General features: G+C 33.9%; 13 protein-coding genes. 9 read left to right on the top strand and 4 right to left on the bottom strand.

Annotated elements, in window-relative coordinates; genetic code table 11:
* The first annotated feature begins 3 nt into the window (after positions 1–3).
* The 3 genes from K6119_RS01785 to K6119_RS01775 are packed head-to-tail and all read left to right on the top strand — an operon-like array spanning position 4 to position 4796.
* Positions 4–1050, top strand: a complete 1047-nt coding sequence (locus K6119_RS01785; RefSeq protein WP_221834166.1) for an efflux RND transporter periplasmic adaptor subunit — start codon at positions 4–6, stop codon at positions 1048–1050.
* Positions 1051–1060: 10 nt separating this feature from the next.
* Positions 1061–4168, top strand: coding sequence for an efflux RND transporter permease subunit (locus tag K6119_RS01780; protein ID WP_221834168.1), 3108 nt, complete (start codon positions 1061–1063; stop codon positions 4166–4168).
* 31 nt (positions 4169–4199) lie between these two features.
* Entirely contained in the window at positions 4200–4796 is a 597-nt protein-coding gene (locus K6119_RS01775) for a TetR/AcrR family transcriptional regulator (RefSeq protein ID WP_221834170.1), read from the top strand.
* 330 nt (positions 4797–5126) lie between these two features.
* Here the strand turns inward: K6119_RS01775 and K6119_RS01770 are convergent, their stop codons facing one another.
* The 4 genes from K6119_RS01770 to K6119_RS01755 form a co-directional block, all read right to left on the bottom strand.
* Positions 5127–5819 carry a T9SS type A sorting domain-containing protein gene (locus K6119_RS01770; protein ID WP_221834172.1) on the bottom strand — a complete coding sequence of 231 codons (693 nt, stop codon included), beginning with the start codon at positions 5817–5819 and terminating at the stop codon, positions 5127–5129.
* A gap of 52 nt (positions 5820–5871) precedes the next feature.
* Positions 5872–7113 carry a T9SS type A sorting domain-containing protein gene (locus tag K6119_RS01765; RefSeq protein ID WP_221834174.1) on the bottom strand — a complete coding sequence of 414 codons (1242 nt, stop codon included), beginning with the start codon at positions 7111–7113 and terminating at the stop codon, positions 5872–5874.
* A 7-nt stretch (positions 7114–7120) separates the two neighbouring features.
* Positions 7121–10693 carry a S8/S53 family peptidase gene (locus K6119_RS01760; protein ID WP_221834176.1) on the bottom strand — a complete coding sequence of 1191 codons (3573 nt, stop codon included), beginning with the start codon at positions 10691–10693 and terminating at the stop codon, positions 7121–7123.
* 183 nt (positions 10694–10876) lie between these two features.
* Entirely contained in the window at positions 10877–12571 is a 1695-nt protein-coding gene (locus K6119_RS01755) for a phospholipase D-like domain-containing protein (protein ID WP_221834178.1), read from the bottom strand.
* A 392-nt stretch (positions 12572–12963) separates the two neighbouring features.
* Here K6119_RS01755 and K6119_RS01750 point away from each other — a divergent pair, with 392 nt between their 5' ends.
* The 6 genes from K6119_RS01750 to K6119_RS01725 all read left to right on the top strand — a co-directional run bounded on the left by K6119_RS01750 (position 12964) and on the right by K6119_RS01725 (position 21262).
* A complete protein-coding gene (locus K6119_RS01750; RefSeq protein ID WP_221834179.1) occupies positions 12964–14913 on the top strand; it encodes a hypothetical protein in 1950 nt (649 codons plus the stop codon).
* 643 nt (positions 14914–15556) lie between these two features.
* A complete protein-coding gene (locus tag K6119_RS01745) occupies positions 15557–15775 on the top strand; it encodes a helix-turn-helix domain-containing protein (protein ID WP_221834181.1) in 219 nt (72 codons plus the stop codon).
* Between the two features lie 3 nt (positions 15776–15778).
* A complete protein-coding gene (locus tag K6119_RS01740) occupies positions 15779–18337 on the top strand; it encodes an ATP-binding protein (protein ID WP_221834185.1) in 2559 nt (852 codons plus the stop codon).
* Positions 18330–18980, top strand: coding sequence for a hypothetical protein (locus tag K6119_RS01735; RefSeq protein WP_221834186.1), 651 nt, complete (start codon positions 18330–18332; stop codon positions 18978–18980). Before K6119_RS01740 ends, K6119_RS01735 begins: the two co-directional genes overlap by 8 nt.
* Positions 18970–19563, top strand: a complete 594-nt coding sequence (locus K6119_RS01730; protein ID WP_221834188.1) for an HNH endonuclease — start codon at positions 18970–18972, stop codon at positions 19561–19563. The genes K6119_RS01735 and K6119_RS01730 overlap by 11 nt, the downstream gene beginning before the upstream one ends.
* Entirely contained in the window at positions 19550–21262 is a 1713-nt protein-coding gene (locus K6119_RS01725; protein WP_221834190.1) for an Eco57I restriction-modification methylase domain-containing protein, read from the top strand. Before K6119_RS01730 ends, K6119_RS01725 begins: the two co-directional genes overlap by 14 nt.

The following is a 21262-nucleotide window of genomic DNA, read 5'->3' as shown; positions in this document are numbered from 1 at the left end:
ATCATGAAACGAATCATAAGCATATTAATAATTGTAGGCTTGCTTGCCATAGTTGTTATCCAATTATCTCAAAACAAAAAGGAAGCGGAAAATCGAGTTTATCAATACGATAAAGAAGCTCCAGTAAAAGTATTTGGTGAAGTAATAAAAGATAAAAACGAAACACAAAACAAGACATTTAGTGGTTTGTTTGAATCTATGAATGAAGTAAAAGTGAGTGCTGATATTCAAGGCAAAATCACCCAAATCTTTGTGAATGAAGGTCAAAAAGTTTCCAAGGGGCAAGCCTTACTGAAAATGGATGAACAAATGCTTCAACTTCAATTGAATGTTCTTGAAACCAAATTAGATGGTTTAAAAAAGGATGAAGCCCGCTATCAGACTTTATCCAATGAAGATGCCGTTCCTGCTATCACTTTGGAAAAAACGCAAAACGCAATTGCTACCATTGAAGCAGAGAAGAAAACAATCCTTGAGCAAATCAATAAATCGACTGTCCGTGCTCCATTTAATGGAGTGGTCTCTATGAAGTTTTGTGAAGTGGGTGGATTTGCGTCACCTGCTGTTCCTTTGTTTGAACTAATCAATCAAACCGAATTAAAGTTTGTAATTAATGTTCCCGAAGAAGACCTCCATTTGTTTACAGAGAATCAACCTTACTCTGTAACAACAGGTATATCTGCTAATTCTATTTCGGCAAGTTTAAGTCAAGTGAGTAGTAAAGGTGGCATGGGAAACAGTTTCAAAGTAGAGTTTGCTTTGGACAATTCAATTGGAATTAAACCCAAAATGAATGGTGAGTTAAAATTCGTAACCAATCAAAGCTTGAATGATGCATTAACCATTTCCTCAAAGGCAATAATTGGATCTGAATCAAATCCAGAAATATATGTTGTATCCAATGGTAAAGCGGTTAGAACGCCAATTTCAATTCTATCAAGAAATGGAGATTATCTATCCGTTAAGGGTGAAATCAAAAAAGGAGATACGATTGTAACAGGAGGATTTATCAATCTTTTTGATAACGCCAATGTAATTGTGAACCAATAATCAACGAGCCATGAATATTACCGAAATTTCGATAAAAAGACCCTCACTGATAATTGTGTTATTCAGTGTATTTATCCTCTTGGGATACATTGGGTTTAAAAATTTGAGTTATGAGTTGATGCCTGATTTTAACCAACCAGTTGTGGTAATTAAAACGGTCTATCCGGGTGCAGAACCTCAAGAAGTAGAAACGTCTGTATCTCGCAAAATTGAAGATGCACTTTCTAACCTTGAAGGGGTTGATTATTTAGTAACAAAATCATTACCCAATGCTTCTGTAATTATCGCGAACTTGGAGTATGGAACTGATTTGGACAAGACCATGCAAGATGCTCAGAGATACATTGATAACATTAGTAAAGATTTGCCTGATGATGTTTTGAGTCCAGAAATGAGTAAAGTTTCTCCGAACGACTTACCGATAATGTCGATTAGTGCAACCAGTGATTTGCCTGCAACCGAATTCTATCAAAAAATGCAGGATGAATACTTACCGCAAATTCAACAAATAAAAGGAGTTGCGGAATTAACGATATTAGGAGGTGAAGATAGAGAATTTCAGGTACTTGTAGATGAAAACAAATTGGAATACTATAAGATTCCAATGCTCCAAATAGTAGAATCGATCAATAGATCTGGTTTGGATATTCCAGCAGGTAAAATTGAAAATGGAAGTCAATCCAACTCTGTTAAAATATCATCCAAGTATAACACAGTAGAGGACATAGAGAATATTCAGGTAGCTATATTTCCTCCAAGCACTTCTATTTACATTAAGGATTTGGCAGTTGTAAAAGATGGAATTAAAGAAATTACTTCTGTCAGTCGATACAATGGTAAAAATGGTATAGGTATTCTACTAAAAAAACAAGGTGATGCCAATGCAGTTGACGTATCAACAAAAGTGAAAGAGAAATTGCAGTGGATTGAAGATCAAAACAAGGAAAGTAATGTCAAATTCATTGTGGCAGATGATAGCACAGACAATACAATTGCTGCCGTTAATTCGGTTGTTGTGGATTTAATTATGGCTGTGTTATTGGTGTCTCTAGTTATGCTTCTGTTCTTGCGTAGTTTTAGAAACTCATTGATCGTATTGGTTGCTATTCCTACCTCTTTAGTAACCGCCTTTGCGGTAATGTGGATGCTTGGATACACACTGAATCTAATGACACTTTTAGCCATGTCGTTAATTATTGGAATTTTGGTAGATGATGCAACCGTAGTATTAGAAAATATCCAACGTCACCTTGATATGGGGAAAGATAAACGAACAGCATCCATAGATGGACGTATGGAAATTGGTTTTTCAGCATTATCTATTACTCTAGTTGATATTGTGGTTTTCCTACCGATTCTCTTTTTGCAAGTATTCGTAGCTGATATGCTCAAACAATTCTCAGTAGTTGTAATAACTTCAACCCTCACCAGTTTGTTGGTTGGATTTACATTAACACCTTGGATGGCTTCCAGAATTGGTAAATCAGAAGACTTAAAACCTACTAATTTCTTCAATAAGTTCTTAATTTGGTTTGAAGTTCAACTAGACAATTTTACCAATTGGTACGGAAACCAGTTAAAATGGGTACTGAATCATAAACTCATTTTTACAGGAATACTTTTGGCTTTGTTTGCCCTCACTGGATTAATGCTAAAACAAAATATCATAGGGAAAGAATTGATTGCAACAGGGGATCAAGGAAAATTCCGACTATCACTTGAATACGATAAAACGACTTCATTAAAACAAAATAACATTGTTTCCTATCAAGTAGAAAAGTTCTTGTTAAGTCAACCTGATATTTCAACAATATTCAGTAATGTTGGAGGTCCAAGTACAGGGATTGGGAGTTTAGGGGTTGGTTCACCAAATATTACAGAATTCACCATTCAACTTAAACCAAAAGAGGATCGAGATTTTCAACCAACAGAGGCTTACATGAAGGATCTTAGAGTTGAACTTCAAGAACAATTCGCGGGAATTAATTTCTCCATGGCAGGATTAGGTTTAATTCCACGCTCTGCGCCTATTGAATTAACCATTAGTGGAGCTAGTTTTAAAGAAGTTCTGAAAGTATCGACCAAATTACAAAATGCCATACAAGAGATTCCTGGAGCAGATAATGTGCAATTGTCAGTACAAAATGGCGCACCAGAATACCGAGTTATTCCAGATGATAAATTAATGCAGAAATACGGCTTAACAGCAGCTTATGTAGGAATGAGTATCAGAAATGCACTAACTGGAAATGATGATGCAGTTTTGACCGAAGAAGGGACAGAATATCCGATAAGAATCTATTTTGACGAGTTCAATCGAAACGATTATGACGATCTGAAAAACATGACCATTATTAATCCAAAGGGAATTCCAATTAAAGTTTCTCAGTTTGCAGAGGTGGTACAAGAAGAGTCCCCATCACTATTAGAGCGAAAAGACAGACAACCTGCTGTAACGATTACAGCAGATGCTTTAGGACGTCCTTCAGGAAGTGTTGCGGATGACGTTTTAGCTTACATCAATGAAAATCCTTTACCAGAAGGAATGCAAATGACTTGGGGAAGTGACATTAAAAGACAGAACGATAGCTTTGGTGCTCTAGGTTCGGTTCTATTGATTTCATTTATTCTCATTTACCTCATTATGGTTGCACTGTATGATAGCTTCATTTATCCATTTGTGGTATTGTTTTCTATTCCGGTTGCAGTTATTGGAGCTTTCTTAGCGTTGAATCTTTCGCAAAGTCACTTAAGCTTATTTGCCCTATTAGGAATGATTATGTTGATGGGGTTAGTGGTAAAAAATGCCATTTTAATTGTCGATTTCACCAATCAACTGAAAGCACAAGGAATGCATTACAAGGATGCTCTAATTGAAGCAGGAAAAGGTCGTATGCGTCCAATTTTAATGACTAGTATTTCTATGATTGTAGGGATGTTACCAATTGCCATGGCGCAAGGTACAGCAAGTGAATGGAAGAATGGATTGGCATGGGTAATTATAGGAGGTGTAACATCATCACTCATTCTAACAGTTTACCTTGTTCCAGTTGTTTACTATTTAGTTGATTCAATAAAAGAACGCTTTACAAATAAAAAAACACTTGCAAAACAGTAATAAGTTAATCGCACTAACTTACCTTTGTATCATGGAGTACACTTCACGACAAATAGAGATAATCAATGCAGCAACCGAACTAATCAATCAGGGAGGAATTCAACAACTAACCACCAAAGCATTAGCTGAAAAAATGGGGTTTAGTGAACCTGCAATTTATCGTCACTTCAAAAACAAGACGGATATTTTATCGTCCGTCTTGAATTACTTTGGAATGGGGTTGAAAACAAAGATGACCGAATTGATTCAGAGTGAAGATACAGGGATAGAAAAGTTAAAACAGATCATTGATTTTCAGTTTGAACATTTCTCTAATCATCCTGCAATTGTTATGGTTATTTTCGCCGAAACTAGTTTTCAGTATGAAGAGAAATTGTCAAGTGCCGTGCATAAAATTCTAACGAACAAAAAAGAGAGAGTTGTTAATATTATTCAACAAGGGCAGAAAGACGGTTCAATTCGTATGGATATTGACACAAAGCAATTAGCCACAATTTTTATGGGTAGTATGCGCTTTACAATTCTTCAATGGAGACTAAATCAGTATAAGTCGGATTTAATTAAAGAGGGAGATTTACTTTGGAAATCATTGGAGAAGTTAATTCTTTCTCCTAATAAAACAATTTAATTAAGAGAGTAGAAAACAACATCATTTACGAATGGGTCTGACGGAATACGGATAATTAATCGGTTGCTCAGTTTGTGTTCATATATTTTCTTTATCCGATTTAAAAATCCAGTCATCACACCATAAATTGGGAGAGAAAAGTTTTCAGAAATGGTACTCCTCTCCTATTCAAGGAATTAGATTAAGGTAAAAACAAAATAGTAACAAGATTAATTAATTTCACCAATTGAAAAAAAACTAATAGTATGTTTTTTTTTGTACTCATGTGTTTAATACAATACTCTATTGAAAATATACTAGTTTAAGGGAAGTTAATTGAACAATTAAAAATTAATCAGAAACAACCAATTTCCCTTTAATCTCTCCAATGGTATAATAGTAAACCCCAGCTGTTAAAGAACCTCTTTTTAACAAATGATTTGTATTTTGAATCATTTCACTCCTAACCAATCTTCCTGTTTGGTCAAAAAGTTCTAGTTGAACGGGAAGTTGTATACCTTCTAAATTAATTTCTGTAAAATCTGTAAAAGGATTGGGAAATACTTTTAGATCATACTCTGATTTTTCAAAATCTATTTCACCAGCCGCGAATCCTATTGGAATTTGCAGATATTCAATATATGCGGGATATGGAATTGTATCACCGTTCACATAAGGAAAACTAGGACAAGCCGTAGTGGTCTTAAACCCTGACATAAAGTATACTTCAAGATAACCTGGAGAAGAAAAATCAGGAAAAATATGTACAGAATCAGTTAATTCACCAATTATACCAAGTCCTAGAGTAGTACAACATGTAAATGATTCTATCCAATATTGTCCTTGAAATAATTCAGTCGTACTTATTGAATCCTGATTACATGCAGTATCAGGAAACTGAAGTTTGTAAACAACTGCAATTGTATCATTTAAACCTGGGAATTCCGGAGAATATGACACAGACAAAATTTGCTGTCCGTTCGCTTTAATTGTTAAAGTCAATAATGAAATTATCAAACATGATATTGTAAATAGTCTTCTCATTTGACTTTAATTTAATTTCAAATTATTCTATAACTCTTTTAAACTCATAGTGTCACTCTGAAACAACCAATTTACCTCTAATCTCTCCAATGGTATAATAATAAACCCCAGCTGTTAAAGAACCTCTTTTTAACACATGATTTGTATTTTGAATCATTTCACACCTAACCAATCTTCCTGTTTGGTCATAAAGTTCTAGTTGAATGGGAAGTTGAATACCTACCAGACTAATTTCTGTTCCGTCTAACATTGGATTAGGATAAATCTTTACTTTTTTTACTTGTTCCTCTATTCCAATGTTAAAAGTATTTGTCAACGGAATATTTCTATTCCATTTTAATAGTAGACCATTATCTCCACCTATGAATGAAATACTATCATTGAAGGCTATATGGCAATAGAATTCATCAGTGAAACCGGTTAAATATGGAATCCATGTTTGACCGTAATCATTTGTTTCTAAAATAATAGATTCATTGGTCTGTAAATATCCAAAAATATACCCATGTTCAGGGTTATCAAAATACATATCTCGAGCAATGCAATGGTAATCATACTTATTTTCTTGATAATTGTATCCAAGCCACACATTGGTAAAATTTTCGCTTTGGCCATAAGTGTAAACAAAATCTGCATTGCTACCTGAATACCCTACGGAATAAATGGTGTCTTTATTAATAAATTGAATTGCTTGATACAACATTGCATCACAATAAACCCAATCCCAAGTTGCCCCTCTATCATTAGTTATGAATGAAAAACCATCCAAAGTGTGAAAAAAAATGGTACTATCTCCATAAGAAGCAGACGCAATTGTTTCGATAGACCAACCTGTGAATATAGAATCTATTGTCCATAGATCATTTCCATAAGTCACTGCATATTCACCATAAGAACCTCCCATTATACCAAAAGAAGTGTCTATCATAGTCAAATTTGTAAAGGGCTCACTGACTGAATATAAATTATCCCAAGACTGTCCTCGGTCAGATGACTTAATGACATGAGCAACTGAAGGGAGCGTCTCTCGTGCCATATAATAGTACATGCCATTGACTTCTTGTATCTCCAAATTTACCCATTGAGCAGGTAGTGACATAGGGTAAAACACTATATTCCCACCTAGATCATAGGATTTCGCAAAGTAATTTTGATTCCCTAAAATGAGCAATGTATCTGCATCAAAATCCATAGATCGAATTATAGTGTTGGTACCAGTTGGAATAACTGTGAATTGAGCATGCAAATTAACACTTAAGAAGGCTATAAATATAAATGATACGATTTTTTTCATCATTTCTCTATTGAGATACAATTAATTTACGGGAGAGTTGGTTTCCATCCGTACGTAATGTAACAAAATAAATGCCTTGAGCCAAATGACTCACATCAAAGGAAATGGTTTCATTTTTCATTAGACTACCTACTTTAAACTGTTTGATCATTTTACCAAGATGATCATAAAGAGTTATAGTACCATCTTCTGATATACTATTATCCAATGCTACTGTCACAGTGCTATTAGTGGGGTTGGGATATATTTTGAACCCTATTTCTGATTCTTCTTCAATACCTACTCCACTGTTATATGAATAAAGTGAATAAGCAAATTTGGCAAAATATGTTGTATCAAAAGGTAACCATCCTACCGGATTATTAAGTGAATCCAACAATTCATAAATATAACCAGTCATAGTAACTCCAGTTGAGGTGAGGCTAGTCATATGCATTTGCGGATTAGGAGCATCTGGCATATAATTACATTCCTGACAGGTGAAAAGTGTAATTGGACAGCTGCTGGTATCCGTTGAAGAATTTATACCATAAATATTGGACTTTGACCCTAGTGGCCAGCCTGTAATCAAACTATACCCAGGTTGAAGTGAATGTGCAAAATTAGCCGTAACTTCAAATCTATTCGCTTTTTGATTTCCAACTGTTAATCCGTACGTCGATTCTTCTAGACAAAAATTTTCAGCAGACCCTACTAAAGTAGCACCACTAGTTGATATACTTTGTACCACATGATCAATTCGAAACATTGGGAACTGTAAACTATCCATAACCTGACCAGCATTTATACGTCCATAACCAGTTTCATCATCATAACCGGCTGTATCAACATCAAATGTATTTCTTTGCATTAATTCTTCGCAATCTTCTGGTGTTAAAGTTTCAAGGTTGTTACTAGGGATATTTATAAAATTTTCGTAATAACTTAACATCAAAGCAACTAATCCTACTGCATGTGGAGCAGCAAATGAAGTACCATTTAGTTCGCTAGTACAAGTATCCACAGCTATCCATTTAGCTGTATCAGAGAAATTGCTTCCTTCATGTCCCATACCAATATATAAGTCATTCACTCCTGGTGCAATAAAATCAAGATTATGACCACAATCAGAAAATTCTGCTCTACCTCCTGTTGTATCATTTGCTCCAACTTTCATAATAAACCGATCTGCATATGTTGCTGGATAACTAAAATTGTCACAAAGACCAACACCCCATGCGTGATCATTTCCACTCATAACCACTGAAACAATTTCAAGTGAATAAGCGGTTCTAAATGCCTCTCTCATAAAGAAATCAGGAGCTGATGTAGTTCGCCAACTATGATTCATAATATCTTGCTGTGGCATAACTAGTCCCTGAGAACCGTCTTTAATTATATCCGGAATATCCCCTAAAGCTACACTATTGATGTAACAATAAGGAGGAATACCCGGTAAATCCATTTCAAACATCTTCATATCGTGTATAGTAACACCTCTTTCGTTATTATCGCCTCCTGCAATTCCAGCTATACCAAAACTATTATTTCTCCTTGCTCCGATTATTCCTGCAACTGCCGAACCATGCCCAACGTTGTCTGGGTCTGCCGTAGAATTTATTGGTACGTTATTATAGTAGTCATAACCATCTTTTACAGATGAGGTACTCCATGAACCTAAGCTCATGTCATTATGAGCGTAGTTTATTCCAGAATCATAGACCCCTACAATTATGGAACTATCACCATCTTCATAGTCCCAAGCACCCTCTACATTGATATTTGCATTTGGATAGGATGAGGTTGGGTATAATCCAGCACTTGAACTATCAGTATAATAAGGGTCATTAGAATACACACCTAACTTAGCAAAACCATTACGTTGTGCAACAAGTATATGAGGAACACATTGATTCAATTTTGTTATAACAGTTGTATCATTTGAGCCTGACGGCAAGATTACACCAAAAGAAGCATAAAAAGGAGGTAGATCTACAATATTACCTGATCTACTGTATGCAATTGTATCCGTACTTACACTTTTTGGAAACATTTTGTAGCATCTTTGGTCTCCTATGTCAAACCCTACTTTTCCGCTTATATAAGTAATTGCAGTTGAGTTAACGAAATCCTTTACATAACCCCAACTTTTATCTTTATCGTCTACTTTAGAAAGAATCAAATCTTGAGGTCTGAATCTAACTAATGCTTCGTCATCAACAGCACATGGCTCACCACTGCAATAATGAATTGGCTGATTTTTATCAAATACAGAAAACTTTGCAACCGTAAAAGTTTCAGTTGGTGTTGAATGCGATAATCCACTTACATAAATATTCTCACCTGCTACTGCCATATTGTGTGCACGATAATTTATGGTGTCGCTCTCAATTCTTCTATACATTTTAAGTTGGCCAGTTGGTGTGTATCTTAAAAGATCAATTTTAACAGTATTATTTTCTTCTGTATTCCCAACAACATAGATATTATTGTTAGCATCAATCTCAATTTTCTCTCCTCTAACATCTTCTGGATCAACAATATTTCCAAATTCTCTTTTCCACTGTAGATTTCCTTGACTATCATATTTGATGGTAATATTATTATTTGATCCATTTGTTAACTGAGTGTATCCCGTTACATATACATTACCTGAATTATCCACAGCAATATCACGTCCGACATCATTTAGACCTCCATTATAATTAACAACCCAGTCAACAGTAAGGTTTGAGTCAAGTTTAATCGTTTGAATATTTTGTTCGCCGGATACCACTGCATATCCGGTGATATAAAAATTATTCATTGTGTCATTTGTCATTCCAAAAACTTCTGCTAGAGTTGTATTGCTTTGAGAAGTTCTTGATGGAGAACTATAGCTACCATCAACTAATTTAATTTTAGCAGTAGCTATATCATAGTCACCAACATTTGCAGCTGATCCACCTGTAACTACCAAATAAGTTTTTGTTTTATCTATTGCTGCAGTTGCAGCAGCATCATGTAAATCATTATAATCATAATAGCTTTCCCAAGAAAATGAGCCGCTAGAACTCAATTTTATTACCCCGTAATCTGACAAACCATTACTCGCCTCGGAACCTCCAACGGCATAGATTTTGTCGTAAGGATCAATTACCAAATCATAAGGAATATCCACTCCTTCTCCTTGACCATTCCACTCATAACTCCACTCTTCATCTCCATTTGAATTAGCATATCTAATCAAAACATAGTTATAATCTTCTAAACTGTCTTTTGATGCCCCAAGGGTAATAACATCCCCATTAGAAAGCACAGCAATGTCTATTCCGTAATCATCTTCTCCCGCATTACCTGAATATGTTGAAGTCCATACAGTGTCACCGTTTGAATTAAATTTGACAGTAACAATATCTGCGTCACCATTTGTGTTCAAAGTGTTTCCAGTTACATATAACTTTCCACCGTATTCGATACTAGCAGTCTTGAAAATGCTATCACCTGTTACTGGTGAATTTGACACCCATTCAAGATTATGATAAGTCTTTTGTCCAAACAAAAAGGAATGCGAAAATGTGAGACAAACAATAAAGAATAATAGAAAAATTGAACGTTTCATAGTGGGTTTAATTTTTTGGTTGATATCAAGAAACGAAATTTTTCGTTGATCAACTATACCGCTCTAAAAAACACGTATTTATACGCTTCTATCAACAAGTATAAATACCTTTTTTTTTGGGGGTTACTTTTAATTCAATTCAGATTTAAATGAATTTGAGGAATGCGCCATTTACCCTTAAAATTAATTAAAAAGCTCTCTTCTCAAAGACAAATAAGAACCTTGTTTAAAGTATTTATCTGTCCACGAATCATCTGAATGGAGGTAAGCACTTCTCTCTGAATTTAATTGTCCATTACTTGCTAATTTATTAACAATAGATCTAAAGTAAAAGTGATTAAATAATCTCATGAACTCCGTTAAGTAAATATCAGCCACTCTTTTATTTCCTCTAATGAGGAGCATGTTTTCATCATTACTCATTAATGAATTATATGAAAAATTCGCCGAACCAGAAAAAACTTTAGGGTCATTTGTTAGAAGATCAAGCATTAAAATTTTTGTATGAACGTAAAAAACATGACCTTTTTTTCTATAATGTTCTTCTTTCATAAACCATTGATCCAATTTCCAGCCTGGAGTCTTATATCTAATGGCAGATGAGCCTAGTGTTTGGCCTCTAGATATTACAATTTCTTTCTCAGCCTCAATAATTGGTCTAACTGAATCAGAAAGTTTTTTCTCAATTAATAGAAATCGTAGGAAATCTTCATCTTCTGCAATTGCAGGTGCTAAATCTTTATTAACACCAAATGCAGCAGTAAACATTAATGTTTGATTTGCCTTTCTAATTTGATCTCCATACCACCCAAGCATTTTTGACCTTTTTCTTGGGCTGAAATAAAGAGTAGTGTCTTTTTGAGCAATCTCAACCTTAGGTGTTGGAGTATGTTGTTCATTCCATAATTTTAGTTCATCTGCCGGTAGATCTTTTCTTAATTGTTGCCAATATTCTTCAAACTTTTCAGCCATTTTTGAATTTCTCACAATATGCCCAACATTTGTTTGACCTAGAAAACCAGATCTGGTGAAATTAGTGGAACCACTCCAAACTTCTATCGGTTTTCCTTTCTTTTCAAGGATGATAAATTTATTATGAGGAATTGCAGGTCTTTTGGTTCGTTTATGAGTTAGATTTTGAATCCCTGCTTTTTTAATGCTTTTTTTATTTTCAACGGTTGTAGAGGTTTCAACCCATACTCCATTCTTTTTAACCTTACCTGCTTCATAAACAATTTGAACATCAACACCTCTTTGTGCTGCAGCTTTAAATTCATTTAAAATTGGAATATAATTGAGTTCATATGCAGCAACCTTAAGAGCATAATCTCCATTCTTTGCTTGACGAATGAATTTTAATGCTGCCTCTAACAAGCCTCTGGAAAGCCATACAGTCCTTGGATCTGTTGGATTATCAGCATCAGGTGCTTCATTGTTAAATTTCTTTGCAAAATACTGACTGGCTATTGCACCTCTATTAAAGAAAACTGCGTGTTCTCCATCATCTTCACTCTCTGTACTTATTGTAATAACAACATCATCACCGTAATCAAGATTCTTTGGAGATCCGTATACCGGACGAATTAAAAACGTATACTTATGATCTGGTTTTGCTGTATAATCCCCCCATAGGTAGGATTGGATAGGATGAAATAAGGTAGAATGCAAACTTCCAGGAATCTTATTATCATCTATTTCTTTGAAAGTCTTAAAACCATTCAACCAATATTGTTCCTTTTCAGTATGATCAGTTCTGTGAATTGCAAAACCTAGAAGATTATTTTTTGCTTTGGGCGTTGTGTCAAATGCCAATAAAACAACATGGGTGCCAGAAATAGCATGAATTGATAATCCATTTGAGTTTGATCTTTTTCTCATTTCAATATTTTTTTGAACAATATAAAATTCAACTGTCTAATAAACAACGGTATAAATACTGAATTCAAGATTATTCAAAAGAAAGTAATTTCAGGAATGGTACTCCTCTTCTATTCAAGGATTTAGATTGGATCAGAAACGAAATGGTAACAATGCTAATTTTGATGGCATTAAATGGTGTCAGGGTATTCGCTCTTTTGTCTGCTCATGGCTATCCTTGCCTTCTCAGAGGAATTTTGATTAGTATATCTATAAAACTGAATTAAATCAAATGATAATTGAGGTGATTCAGCTGAAACCAATTCTGATCCTTCCTTAATTCACATAGAAAATTGTGTATTGCCATACTTCTATGTATTTTCCATTTGAATTTATTTAATTCAAAATAATGTATGACAAAAAAGGTAATTGATATAATGCTTTGGGAAGAAGGTTTTTATCCATTTTCCCTAAAATATAATTTAGAGGAAGCGATAAAAAAGCATGCATCTGAGTTGGACTCATTTGAAATGGATGAAACCGCTCATTCAATTTTAAAATACTCAAATTATTTTAATCGATACTTTCAAGAGATTTGCATGGGTCTAAATAAGATTATTACTAAATCCAAACTTGAAAAAGAACTATTTATTAACCTATTAATTGCTGATTTGAATAGAACCGAACTTTTAGTTTCGGTGGACACTAAAAAAGAATACAAATCAAATGGTTCACTTGATATAGATTCTCTTTCAAACACCTATTTGAGTAAACCTGAATTCCAAAACAGAAAGGAACCAGCTTGGGGACTAATTGATGCTGCAATTGATACTGCAAACTTAAACCTTAATTATCTTAATTATGTCAAATTCAAAAATCCTCAGGAAATTGACAATGAATTACTTCAAGTAGAAGTTCTAAAAAACCTAAGTATTATAGGTTCTTCATTCAATGTAATTAAACAAGCTTATGACAAAATCATTTGGCGAAATTATAGCATCCAAGACAAAGATTCTATAATATACTTGAAATCAAATCATGTGCATCTAATGCTAGATAATGCAGCATTAACTCGTCTTTCAAGGAATATAGGATCAACTTTTTTTGAGCTTGTTAATAAATCCCCAAAGTATAAAGACATTTTTAAATTATATCATCAAACAAGAAAATTTCAAAAAATTGCTTCAGTTGATATTACAAATAATAGACTAACAATAAAATATGGCTCCAAAACTAATAAACCATCTGATTCATTTTTAGGCTTTGTTGCACCTTTACTGACTTATTATCCTTTCTACAGGTCAAAAGAAATCATTTCTCTATGCAACTTAACTCTTTTAGACCTAGTGAATTTATTCTCAATCCTTCACGATTTGGTTGAATTAATGCCAATCCCTGAATATGAAGACACAGGCGTGCAAGATTTAGAAAAATTTAAACAGTTCAACCCAATGATTAAGAAAACGGATTTATTTATTTATTTCAAGAAAACTACAAAATACACAGAATCACAAATCAATCAATTTCTACATCTTTTGACGCAAAAAACTGATAAACACAATTTATATCAATTCCCAATCTATGAATTTGAAAATAACTATTTCTTCGCTCAATCAACCATTAAACGAGCTAATATGCTCTTCTTAATAGATCGCTGGTTAAATGCTGGTAACTGCGATTTGTCTGAAAGAGGTCACAAGTTTGAGGAATATATTAAAAGTTTTTTGAACAATGAAAAAATGAATGATTATGCTCAATTTTCATTGATTTCAAGATCAGAATTTTCCTTTATAGACAATAATGGTAAACGACAAAATGAAGAAATTGATATTGTTATTAAAACGGAAAATAAAATAATAATTGGAGAAGTGAAATGTACAACTTATCCTTTGGAAAGCAATGATTTTTATAATTCGTTTCAAATTATCAAGAAAGCTAAAGACCAGGTTAAAAGAAAAGCAAACTTTATTAGGAATCATTGGGACAAATTCGAAAATGAACTTGGACCGTGCAACAAAAGAGAAATCGAACAAATTATCATATTAAATTTCCCTCATTTTACAGGCAGGGTTATAGAAGATGTGCCAATTACTGATTTTTACTTATTTCTTTCTTATTTCAAATCTGGTGAACTGACAAATGTTAAGATCGAACGAGGTAAAAACCCCCAAATAGAATCAAAACCTTACTACGATTCTATTGATTCATTTGAAAGGAATTTCGGGGATTTTTTTAGAAAGCCAATTCCAATCACAGAGTTGGTGTCAAGGCAGTCTATCGAAGAATATGAAGTTACTCTAAAAGGAACAGAACCAAAAACAGTTGCGGAAAGAGTTGTTTATGAGCCTAGGGGTCGAAATTAGTACATTAGTTTAAAGAATATAAGCAATATGAAATTATTTATTAAATTATAATTAACCTTGAACGTCTCAAACAAAAAATTTAAGGCAATTATCTGCATTATGCTTATTCTTATTGATGAAAAACTGGGAAAAATATGAAAGTAAAATCTTCAATTACATAATTAATGAGTTTCCGGTTTTTGAAATATCAATAAACGAACGAATTCGAGGTCGTTTATCCAAGTAAATGTAAAACTATTTTGATAGAGGAAACACGGAGTGACGGCGGGATTAAAGTAGTTGACTCATTTAAAGGGAAGTTAAAGTAACCTAAAAAGGGGTTTTTACCCAAAGCAGGTTTTGACTGCAATACAAAAAATGGTTCAAGACACAGAAAATGAATGGCGATATTGGCTCAATCGTGATTTTTTAACTAATCATTCTTGCGTTATCTGTTGGAAAGAAATTGAGGCAGTTTATCCGAGTTATAACCATCCAAATGATAAAACCAAAATGATTTGTGCTGATTGTATGAATAGTATGAGATGGCTTGTCTACTGAATGATTCAAGACAAAATTGTGTAACTTAGAAGACATATCCAGAAAATCTAAATAATGCTCCTGAATAGATATATTTGTAAATATGGTAATTCAAATTACTGAAATGACAGAACTAGGTGAATTTTTAGCAAGGAAATCAATTAACAAAGCAGAAGTTTCACGCAGTACAGGGATTAGTCTATCACGTCTTGGTGAATTGGCTCTGAACCCTTCGACAAAACTTCAGGCGAAAGAGCTTTACCTGATTGCCCTTGCAATAGACATTGAACCTGGTGAAGTCCAGAATGAAGTTTGTAAGAAAGAAAAACTAATACGCAAGTAGAATATGGCTAAGATTCCGTTTACAGTTTCCGCAAGAACAGCCAGGCTTATTGGTCAAGAAAACTTCTCCAATGTCGAAGGTGCCATTATTGAATTGGTGAAGAATTGTTATGATGCAGATGCAACAGTAGCATTAGTCATCTTTGATGTTATTTACGAGGGGATTCCAAACGAGTTGGATTCTGAGTCATATGAAAAGCTACTTTCAGAGAATAGTATTTTAGAGAAATCCTACACCGCCCAAGAAGATATCTACGTCTTAAATAAATTAAAGAAACCATTAGCAGAAGAACTTTCTTCTTTTTTTAGTAAAAAGAATTCCCTTTATATTATTGACAATGGTGAAGGAATGACAGATACAACAATCCTTCAAAAATGGATGAAAATTGGTACTGACAACAAACTAGTAGATTTTCGTAGTAATGATGGAAGAATAAAAACAGGTGCTAAAGGCCTTGGTAGATTTGCATTAGATCGGCTTGGTGAAATATCGAATTTAAAGACACTCCCAAAAGAACACAAAACAGGATATGACTGGTCAATGAATTGGCTGCAGTTTGAAGAGCAAGATAAGACCTTAACGGACATTAATGCAGACCTTGATGAGATACCTCACTTGGATTTCGAGAAGGAGATACTTAATACATTTCCTGATATAGATGAAATCGCGGATGTAGTTAAAAATCCTGATTACGATTTTAGTAAAGGTACTATTATCAAGATATCTAATCTACGTGATGAATGGGATATTACTAGTTTGCAAAAGCTTTTTAAGAGCCTTGAAGCCTTAATTCCCCCCAAAGAACTTGGTGTTTTTAATATTTTTCAATTTTTACTTCAAAATCCACAAGATTTTGGGGAAGTCAGTGGACACTACTTCAATAATTTCGAGTACAAAGTTGAAGCTAAATACATAGCGGATGAATTAAAGATTGAACTAGTCATCCATAGAAATGAACTAGATGTTGAGAGATTAGAAAAAGAGTTTTCGGATGTTTTTAAATTAATAGATTCTCCAGATCCATACAATTTAGCCTCGTTGAAAAAAGAGCAATTTAAGATCACAAAAGATATTACCAAGGTTCTTAAATGGCGTAAAGAAGACAGTGAAAAATTGTTAAAGTCTGTAGGTGATTTTGACTTCAATTTTTACTTCACAAAAATTGGTAAACCTAGTGCAGATGATTTCAAATCCTACCCATATTTAGATAATGATTACCCAACGATTACTAAATCCTTCGACAAGTTTGGTGGTATCAAAATATACCGTGATTACTTTAGAGTCCGTCCATATGGTGAGCCTGGTGATGATTGGTTGGATCTAGGTAAACGACAAGCATCAAGTCCTGCCAGTGCAGGTCAACGAATTGGTGATTGGCGTGTCAGAGCTAAGCAAATTGCTGGGGTCATAGACATTTCTAGAATTTCAAATCCGGAACTAAGAGATAAATCTGATAGAAGCTCTTTAATTGAAAATACTGCATTCGAAACATTTAAAAAGATTGTTGTTGGTATAATCAGTGAGTTTGAATATGACAGAAGCCGGATATTACATCCTTTTTATTTGAAAAGAAAAAAAGAAACTGAAAAAAGGAAAAAAGAGGAACTTCGAAAACAGGCAGAGGAGTTGGCTCAGGAGATTATTGCAGAAAAAGAAAGGAACACGGACAATAAAAATCCGAAATCAAATGTAGATTCCGAAAATTCTCTTCAAGACACAGCAGATATAATTGAAAAAAAACTCACCGAGCAATCTGAAGAAAAAGAAAATTCTGAGGAAAAAGAAGAGAGTGAGAAAGATGTAGAATTGCGATTAATGCGATCATTGGCTAGTTTAGGGCTTATTGTTGCTTCATTCGATCACGAACTCAAATCTATAAGCAACAATTTGGAACCTCGTTTACGCTATCTTGAAAAACACCTGAAGACAATTATCCCTAAAGAAAAGGTCGCTCAGCTGCCAGATAACAAAAACCCTTTTAAATTAATCAGTCACATTAAAGTCGACCATGAAAAACTAAAGGGCTGGATTGATTATTCTTTAAGCTCAATAAAAACTGACAAACGCAAAAGAAAAAACTTAAATTTTGGTAAATACTTTGAACAGTTTAAAAAGAATTGGAAGTTCGTCCTTCAAGAACGAAATGTTGAACTAGTTCTGTCAGGTAATAGCAGTAAGGGGAATACAATTCGAGCATTTGAAATTGATATGGATTCCATATTCAACAACCTACTTACCAATTCCCTGGAAGCATTTAAGTTAAGAAGAGAAAAATACCAGCGTAAAATTGAAATTACCTGGTCCAGTTCTGCCTCTTCAGTCGAAATATTTTATTCAGATAATGGCATCGGCCTTTCAGAAGTCTTTGTTGATCCAGACGAAATCTTTGAACCATTTGTAACAACAAAGCGTGACAAAAGAGGAAATGTTATAGGCACTGGTCTAGGAATGTATGTCGTAAAAAATGTCGTTGAAGACTATAACGGAGATGTGGCAATCAATCTTCCAAATCAAGGATTTGGTGTAGTTCTAACCTTTAATAAAAGAAAAACAGATGGCTAATTATAAAATAGGGTATATAGATGAACAGGAAGGTGAACGCCTTGACTTTATCAACTTAATGGATGATGATGAAGACTCGATAGAAGTCGTAATTTTTAATGTTGACGCAACCACCGAGATTGGGAAATTAATGGAAGAGATTCTTCAGTCTGATATTGAATGTCTTGTGGCGGACTATCATCTTTCAGAGACTGGCGTTCCTTTTGAAGGAAGTCATCTAATCGAAGAATTCCATAAAATTCGCCCATATTTTCCAAAAATAATTTACACCGCGAAGGAGGATAAGGTCATTCCAGAAGTCGAAAATGAAATCATTTATTTTATAAATGACAAGTCCATAAAGCAAGATGAAAAACGCAGTGAAGATTTCCGAACAAAAATTAAAACTCTAATCAACAACTACCAGAAGGACATTGATGTGGCTAAACAGGCTTTAAAAACGCTTACGGAAAAAAGAAGAAATGAGAAGCTTACCATTGATGAGGAAAATGAGCTTTTTAAAGCCAAAAATTATTTGATGAAAATTGATACAAGACGCATTGAGTTTCCTGAAATTTTAACAGAGCAAGATTACTTCAAAGACGTGCAAGAATCAAATAAAAAAGTTGACGAAATATTAAAAGAAATGCGCAATGTTAAATAAAATTTCTTTTAGAAATAATACACCTATAAGAACTCCTCAGACAGCGAAAGCTAAACACTCAGATTACTTACCTGAACTTCGTGTAGACTTTAATTATCGCTGCGGTTATTGTGATTCATTTGATCTGAGGCGCAATAATGACTTTGAGGTAGATCATTATAGACCTAGAAGAGTATTAATCCAAATAGCCCACAATGACTACGTAAATCTTGTATACTCCTGTAAATCATGCAATAGAACCAAGAGTGGCAAATGGCCATCGAATAATGAAAATATTCTTCTTGTTGGTAATACAGGTTTTGTTGATCCCATAGACCCATTATATTCTACTCATTTCTGCAGATATGATAATGGTGAAATAGATTGGGAGTCTGATTTAGGAAAATGGATGTATAACGAACTTGGATTATATAATACTCAGCATGCAATTCTTTGGTTTTTAGAAAAACTGCGTAATGCGATTGAGGAAGGAAAGGTGTTAAAAAATAAGTTTCCAAATAATCCAATAGTGATAGCTGGTCAACTAGCATTGTATGAATTGGAAGAAGTATACTTAAATAAGCTATTCAATGTCCCCAAATAAGTCAACTGGTTCATATTATACTCCGGAAATTCTATCGGATTTCCTGGTCTCTCATATTTTCAGAAAATATGTGAACAAGAATGCTATTTCTATACTCGAACCTAGTTGTGGTGATGGTCAATTTATTGCTTCATTATTTGCAAAAAACGCCATTCACCTCAATGCTGATATTGACATTGAGTTAATTGACATTAATAAATCTGAACTCGAAAAAGCCAATAAACTAATCCCTTCTGGAGTAAAGTATAATTCGGTTACCCAAGATTACTTGGAGCGCTTTATCAATGGGCAGGCGAAATATTCTTTGATTATCGGAAACCCTCCATATATCAAGAAAAGTCATTTACAAGAAAAACAAATCGATCGGTGCGAAGAGGTTCATCAAATGATGAAAGAATATAATTCAATTGTCACATCTAATGCCAAGATCAAGAATATATGGCCGGCATTCATTGAGGCCAACATAATGAGTTTGACGGATGATGGCATTCTCTGTTTGGTTATTCCCGCAGAAATTTTACAAGTTAAGTACGCGCAAGAACTACGAGCATTGATTGCGGATGAATTTGACCGTGTTGAAGTTTTTGCATTCAATGAACTAATTTTTGAAGGAATTCAACAAGATGTTATTGCTCTCATTGGTGTTAAGGGAGTTATCGACACAAATGAACACGGATTTTCGTTTTATCAGGTGGATTCATTAGAAGATTTGAAAGAACCCAAATTTACCGAAAAGCACTCAAACATTCACAGGACAACATTAGACAAATGGACGAACTATATTCTAACTGATCAAGAATTGAACTTTGTGGATAATTTGAAGAATCAATACTCTTCTGTGAAGTCATTCTGCCAAAATGCAGAGGTTGGAATTGTAACAGCTGCCAACGATTATTTTATTCTAAGTGAGAAGGATCTTAATGATAATAAATTAAAATCATCCAAAAGTCTAATAAAACCTATTCTGCCAAAAGGATATTTCGTGTCTAATATATGTGAATTCAGTGAAGAAGACTATGAGTTATTGAAGCTTCGTAACGTCAAAGTGAATTTTATACATTTTCCAGATGTTCCTCAAAACAAATTTGGAAAGAGTGCACAGAGTTATCTTCAAAAGGGTGAAGAATTAGAGCTTCATCTTCGGTATAAGATGAAAAAAAGAAACAACTGGTATCACGTTCCAGGTGTGTGGTTAGCTGAAGGTTTGTTTATTAAAAGATCTCACAGATTTCCAAAGATGTTTGTGAATACAGCTAATGTTTTTGCTACAGATTCTTTTTACCGGATTGTTACGAAAGAAGAATTTGACATCAAGAATCTCGTTTTTTCCTTTTATAACTCACTTACATTCATTCTTGCTGAACTTGAAGGAAGGTATTATGGAGGAGGAGTTTTGGAATTAACACCGAATGAATTTAAGGGCTTAGTGGTGCCTTATAATAGGAATATTACTGATGATCAATTCGCCACACTTGACCGGATGTTAAGATCATCTACACCAATTGAACAAATTTTGACCTTCACAAATGCAATTCTTTTTGAAGAAGTTGATGTAAAAAGACTTGAATCAATTAGAACTAAGTTGGTAAATAGAAGGCTTAAAAAATTAGCACAGAATGGTATTTTCGATAGCATTAATATTAATGAACTAGACCAGAACAGTGATTTTAACAAAAAAAAAGCATCAGAAGTATTATAA

This window comes from Paracrocinitomix mangrovi (assembly GCF_019740355.2).
Lineage (GTDB): Bacteria > Bacteroidota > Bacteroidia > Flavobacteriales_D > Crocinitomicaceae > Paracrocinitomix > Paracrocinitomix mangrovi.
The sequence above is the reverse complement of the archived record's forward strand: the minus strand, read 5'-3'. Positions and strand labels throughout refer to the sequence as shown.